This is a genomic window from Nocardia xishanensis NBRC 101358 (assembly GCF_001613365.1).
Taxonomy (GTDB): domain Bacteria; phylum Actinomycetota; class Actinomycetes; order Mycobacteriales; family Mycobacteriaceae; genus Nocardia; species Nocardia xishanensis.
In genome coordinates, this window is sequence record NZ_BDCF01000109.1 from 1 (window position 1) to 3032 (window position 3032).

Here is a 3032-nt window from a genome sequence, read left to right on the forward strand (position 1 = left end):
AGGCCGAACCGCCGCGCGGCGCTCGCGGCCGGGCCGAGGTGCCGCCGCATCCGCAGCCGAATGTGCGCTACCGCGAACGCGATTCGAGCCGCACCCAAGGGCGCAAGCCGGAAAGCCTCTGAGCGGGTTCGAAGCTCAGCGGCGGGTGGTGCGCAGTTCCCTCGGCAGCGCGAAGACCAGCGTCTCGTTGGCGGTGGTCACCGGCTGCACGTCGGCGTAGCCGTGTTCGGCGAGCATGTCCAGCACACCGCGCACCAGGATTTCCGGCACCGACGCGCCGGAGGTGATGCCGATCGTGCGCACGCCTTCCAGCCAGGCCGGATCCACCTCGCGGGCGAAGTCGACCAGGTGCGCTGCCCGCGCGCCCGCGCCGAGCGCCACCTCGACCAGCCGCACCGAGTTCGAGGAATTGCGCGAGCCGACCACGATGACCAGGTCGCACTCCGGCGCCATCGCCTTCACCGCGACCTGGCGGTTCTGGGTGGCGTAGCAGATGTCGTCGCTCGGCGGATCCTGCAGCGCGGGGAAGCGTTCACGCAGCCGCTGCACCGTCTCCATCGTCTCGTCGACGCTCAGCGTGGTCTGCGAGAGCCAGATGACCTTGTTCTCGTCGCGCACGGTGACGCGGTCGACCGCGCTCGGCCCGTCGACCAGCTGGACGTGGTCGGGCGCCTCGCCCGCGGTGCCCTCGACCTCCTCGTGGCCCTCGTGGCCGATCAGCAGGATGTCGAAATCGTCGCGCGCGAAGCGCTTGGCCTCCTGGTGCACCTTGGTGACCAGCGGGCACGTCGCGTCGATGGTGTGCAGATCACGCGCAGCGGCGGCCTCGTGCACGGCCGGGGAGACGCCGTGCGCGGAGAACACCACGACCGCGCCGTTCGGCACCTCGTCGGTCTCGTCGACGAAGACGACGCCGCGCTCGCGCAGCGTCTCCACCACATGCCTGTTGTGCACGATCTCCTTGCGCACATAGATCGGCGCACCGTGCTTCTCCAGCGCCTTCTCCACCGTTTCCACCGCGCGGTCGACGCCGGCGCAGTATCCGCGCGGCTCGGCTAGCAGCACGCGCTTACCACCGTCGGCATCGGCTGTTCCGGCGCCCGCCGAGCGGGCGATTCCGACGTTCAAAGGGATGGCCGAAGACATGCCCCCCAGGATACGTGCACCATGGGACCACCGACCGGTCGCACCGGCCGGGTCCGCCGATGTGGTCCATTCGCTGGAAAATAGTGTCTGTGACACTAATTCTTTGCAGATCACGCGGGATCGGGCAGGCTATCACCATGTTCCGACCTCCGTTTCTGGCCCGGGTCGCCGCCGGGGCCGCCGTCTACGCCCTCGAAGAAACCCGTCGGCTACCGACGGCCGCGATGAACTTCCCGATCACCGCGATCAGCCAGCTGCTGCAGACCACCATGCACATGCAGCAGTTCGTGACCAGCCTCGCCCTCAAGGGCGACGCGGTGTTCGAGCGGCTGTCCAACAGCCCGGTGGAACAACCGGAATGGGCGACGTTCGACGAGGATCTCGGTGACGAGCAATCCTCCGGCGACGACGTCACGACCGCGGGCCGCACCAGCCGGTTCGACCTGTACGCCGTCGACGAATCGTCGGAGAGCTCCACCAACGGGCACATCGCTCCGGTGCAGACCATCACCGTGCCGGAGATCACCGAGTCCGAGCCCGCCGAGGAGTCCGCTTCCGCCGAGGAGCCCGCCGCGGACGAGCAGGCCGAGATCGCCGAGCCGGAGATCGCCGCCCGCTACGACTACGCCAACATGACCCTCGCCCAGCTGCGCGCCCGCCTGCGCATGCTGACCCTCGACGACCTCATCGTGCTGCTCGACTACGAGCAGCAGACCCGCGCGAGGGCTCCGTTCGTGACCATGCTGACGAACCGGATCGCCACCGTCCGGGCCCAGTGACCGCACCCGCGACGACCTCGCCGATGGTTGGCCGGGCTCGGTCCGGCCAACCCCGCCGCGTATACCTGTCCGTATGACACAGAGCGGTCATCAGCCGTCCGCCGAGGCAGGCGCGGCCCCCGCCAACTCCGCCGAACACCCGTGGCCGGTGCGCTCCGTGGCCGTGAAGGTCATGCAGTGGATCGACCGGCTCGGCTCCATCTGGGTGGAGGGGCAGATCACCCAGATCAATCTGCGCCCCGGAGCGCGCACCGCGTTCCTGGTGTTGCGCGACCCGTCGGCCGACATGTCCCTCCAGGTGACCTGCGACCCCGATCTGCTGCGCCGCTCCCCGATCCCGCTGCAGGAAGGCAGCAGGGTCGTGGTCTACGGCAAACTCACCTTCTTCACCGGCCGCGGCACCTTGTCGTTGCGCGTCATCGAGATTCGGCCCGTCGGGGTCGGCGAGCTGCTCGCCCGCATCGAGCGGCTGAAGGCGCTGCTCGACGCCGAAGGGCTCTTCGATCCCCGGCTCAAGCGGCCGATCCCGTTCCTTCCGCGCACCGTCGGCCTGATCACCGGCCGGGCGAGCGCCGCCGAGCACGACGTCCTGACGGTCGCCAGGAACCGTTGGCCCGCAGCGTGTTTCGAAGTACGCAATACCGCGGTGCAGGGACCGACCGCGGTGCCCCAGATCCTGGATGCGCTGGCCGAGCTCGACCGTGACCCCGCCGTGGACGTGATCGTGCTCGCCCGCGGCGGCGGCAGCGTCGAAGACCTGCTGCCCTTCTCCGACGAGGCCCTGTGCCGCGCCATCGTCGCGGCGACCACCCCGATCGTCAGCGCTATCGGACACGAACCCGACAACCCGCTGACCGACTACGTCGCCGATCTGCGCGCCGCGACGCCGACCGACGCGGCCAAGCGGATCGTGCCGGACGCCGCTGCGGAGCTGTCCGGCGTGCGTGACCTGCGCGCCCGCTCGGCGGCCGCGCTGCGCGGCTGGGTGGAGCGCGAGACCCGCGCGCTGGCTCAACTCCGTTCACGCCCCGTCCTGGCCGACCCGCTGCGCGAGATCGACCGGCGCGCCGAGGAGATCGAACGGCTGCGCGTGTCCGCGCGGCGCTG

General features: G+C 70.0%; 3 protein-coding genes. 2 read left to right on the forward strand and 1 reads right to left on the reverse strand.

Annotated elements, in window-relative coordinates:
* Nucleotides 1–135: 135 nt before the first annotated feature.
* Complete coding sequence (locus NX1_RS34830; RefSeq protein ID WP_068069404.1) at nucleotides 136–1146, reverse strand: 4-hydroxy-3-methylbut-2-enyl diphosphate reductase; 1011 nt, start codon at nucleotides 1144–1146, stop codon at nucleotides 136–138.
* 137 nt (nucleotides 1147–1283) lie between these two features.
* Between NX1_RS34830 and NX1_RS34835 the strand changes: the two genes are divergently transcribed.
* Nucleotides 1284–1925 carry a lipid droplet-associated protein gene (locus NX1_RS34835; RefSeq protein ID WP_068069408.1) on the forward strand — a complete coding sequence of 214 codons (642 nt, stop codon included), beginning with the start codon at nucleotides 1284–1286 and terminating at the stop codon, nucleotides 1923–1925.
* A 73-nt stretch (nucleotides 1926–1998) separates the two neighbouring features.
* Nucleotides 1999–3032, forward strand: a 1034-nt coding sequence (gene xseA, locus NX1_RS34840; RefSeq protein WP_068069410.1) for an exodeoxyribonuclease VII large subunit, incomplete at its 3' end; no start/stop codon positions are given.

Bases quoted from the DNA above. Each gene is read 5' to 3' on its own strand.
- NX1_RS34830 (WP_068069404.1), bottom strand. From the start codon at position 1,146: ATGTCTTCGGCCATCCCTTTGAACGTCGGAATCGCCCGCTCGGCGGGC.
- NX1_RS34835 (WP_068069408.1), top strand. From the start codon at position 1,284: ATGTTCCGACCTCCGTTTCTGGCCCGGGTCGCCGCCGGGGCCGCCGTC.